Raw genomic sequence first — 2,963 nt, forward strand, 5'->3', positions numbered from 1 at the left:
TACGCCACCGTGGGTGAGCAGGTCGGGATGGCCCAGCGGATGGAGTCGGTGGCCCCGCCGGGTGGGGTGATGCTGAGCGCGTCGACGGCGCGACTGGTGGAGGGCGCGGCGAGTCTGGGTGAGTTGGAGTTGGTTCGGATCAAGGGTGCCGGGGAACCGGTGCCGGCCCGTCGGCTGTTGGGCATGGCCGACGGGCATCGCGCCGGCGGGCGTGCGGAGTCGAATCTGGTCGGCCGACGCTGGGAGATGGCCGCGGTCGAGGGCTTGTTGGACCGCGCCACCGACGGACACGGCGCGGTGGTCGGCGTGGTGGGCCCACCGGGCATCGGCAAGAGCCGCCTGGTGCGTGAGGTCACCGCCATGGCCGCGGCCCAGGGTGTCGAGGTATTCACTGCCTTCTGCGAATCACACGCCAGCGACATTCCCTTCCGCGTCGTGGCGCGGTTGCTGCGTGCAGCGTTCGGCGTAGGTGATCTGGATGCCTCGGCCGCCCGCGCCCAGGTGCGGGCCCGGGTGCCCGATGCCGAGCCCGAGGACGTGCTGCTGTTGGAGGACTTGTTGGGCATCGCCGACCCTGAGGTGGCGTTGGCCAAGGTCGATCCGGAGGCGCGGCGGCGGCGGTTGACCGCGCTGGTCAACGCCGCATCGCTGGCCCGCCACGCCTCGGCGGTCTATGTAGTTGAGGACGCGCATTGGATCGATCAGGTCAGCGAATCCATGCTTGCCGACTTTGTGGCGGTGGTCCCGCAGACGCCCTCGCTGGTGCTGCTCAGCTACCGCCCCCAATATCGGGGCGCATTGAGCCGGATGCCCGGTGCGCAGAGCATCGCCCTTGGGCCGCTGAGCGATTCGGAGACCGCAGCACTGGTCACCGAGCTGCTCGGGCCGGACTCCTCGGTCGGCGGGTTGGCCACCATGATCGCCGAGCGGGCTGCCGGTAACCCGTTTTTCGCCGAGGAGATGGTGCGTGAGCTGGCCGATCGTGGTGTGCTGCGCGGAAACCGTGGCGCCTATGTGTCGATGGTCGGGGCTGCCGAGGTCAGCGTGCCCGCCACCGTACAGGCAACGATTGCCGCCCGCATCGACCGCCTTGACCCGGTCGCCAAGCGCACCTTGAGTGCTGCGGCGGTCATGGGCTCACGGTTCGACCCGGGCCTGCTCGAAACCCTGGGCATTGACCCCAGTGTCGAGGATCTTGTCTTGGCGGAACTCGTTGATCAGGTCCGGTTCACCCGAGGACCGCAGTATGTGTTCCACCATCCGCTGATCCGCACGGTGGCCTACGACTCACAACTCAAGTCGGATCGCGCCGAGCTGCACCGGCGACTGGCCGCCACAATCGAAGCCCGCGCGCCGGAATCGGCCGAGCAGAACGCGGCGCTGATCGCCGAACATCTGGAGGGCGCCGGTGATTTGCACGCCGCTTACGGCTGGCACATGCGGGCCGCAACCTGGGCGACTAACCGCGACATCGCCGCCGCCCGATCGAGCTGGGAGCGCGCCCAGCGGATCGCCGACACCCTACCCGCCGATGACCCCAACCGAACCGCCATGCGCATCGCCCCGCGCACCATGTTGTGCGGGACCGCTTACCGACTCCATCTGCAGCTAGCCGGTGACCGCTTTGAGGAATTGCGTGAGTTGTGCGCCGCCGCAGGGGACAAGGCGTCCCTGGCCATCGCGATGGTGGCGCTCGTGATCGAAAGTGTCTATCAGGAACGGGTGCGCGAGGCGTCGCAACTGGCATCGGAAGCCATAGCCCTCATCGAGTCGGTCGACAATCCGACCCTGACGGTGGGGCTGTCCTTCGCGGCCATCTACGCCAAGGCTCAAAGTGGTGAGATGTCTGACGCACTGCGCTGGTCACAGCGGGTCATCGACCTGGCCGACGGTGACCCCTCAAAAGGCAACTTCATTATCGGGTCCCCGTTAGCGCTCGCCTTCGCGACGCGGGGTGGTGCCCGATATTTCCTGGGTCGCCCGGGTGGGCGCGACGACATGCGGCACGGCCTCGCCCTGGCCCGCAGCACCAACCCCCTGTCCTACGCCTCGGTCGTCACGTACGTCTACTGGGGCGGGATAACGGCTGGCGTCCTCAGGCCCGACGATTCGGCGATGCGTGAGATCGAGGAAGCCTTACAGATTGCCGAGCGCTCCGGCCACGATTTCGCGTTGGCCCAAGCCCGGGAGACGCTGGGCTTTGCGCTGGTGCACCGCGACAGCACTGCCGAGCGTGGTCGCGGACAGCAGCTGCTGGCCGAGGTCGGCGAGATGTTCCTGCGCCAGGGACAACAACGGGGCGATTTGCCCCTCGTCGAGGTCTACTCGGCACGTGAGAGGGCTCGGCGTGGAGATCGCGATGAGGCGATTCCGCTCATGCGCACCGCCGTCGACCAGCTGGTCCGCCAAGGACAGCTGCTGGGGCTGGGCATTGCCGCGACGGGAGTCCTGGTGGAGACACTGCTCGATCGCGGGACCGACGGTGACGTGGCCGAAGCCGACGCCGCAATCGAGCGGTTAGCGACCGCGCCAGCCGAGGAGGGTTTAGCCTGGCGCGAGATCTTGCTGCTGCGGCTGCGGGCTCTGCTAGCACGAGCTCACGGCGATGCCGCGGCTTATGCAGACTTCCGGGACCGCTACCGCGATATGGCGAAAACGCTTGGCTTCGAGGGGCATACCGCGTGGGCCGAGGCGATGCCATGACGTCTACCGAATTGGCATGTACTGCATGCGGTATCGGGCTGCCGGCGAACTCGAAGTTCTGTAACGAGTGCGGTGCACCGGTCGCGGCGCACGATACCCATGCGGAGTTCAAGCAGGTTACGGTGCTGTTCGCCGATGTGGTGCATTCGATGGACATCGCCGCGGCGGTGGGTGCGGAGCGGTTGCGCGAGATCATGGCCGAGCTCGCCGACCGCTGTGCGACGGTGGTGCAGCGCTACGGCAGCACGGTCGCACAGTGG

General features: G+C 67.5%; 1 protein-coding gene and 1 pseudogene. Both read left to right on the forward strand.

All coding sequences use genetic code 11. The features are described 5' to 3' along the window. Positions 1–2,703, forward strand: a 2,703-nt coding sequence (locus VNW74_RS02955; protein ID WP_325675119.1) for an ATP-binding protein, incomplete at its 5' end; no start/stop codon positions are given. Further along, positions 2,700–2,963 (forward strand): annotated as a pseudogene (locus VNW74_RS02960) (hypothetical protein); the annotation flags it as partial. The gene VNW74_RS02955 and the pseudogene VNW74_RS02960, both read left to right, overlap by 4 nt.

The sequence above is a fragment of the Mycobacterium sp. genome, assembly GCF_035570115.1.
Lineage (GTDB): Bacteria > Actinomycetota > Actinomycetes > Mycobacteriales > Mycobacteriaceae > Mycobacterium.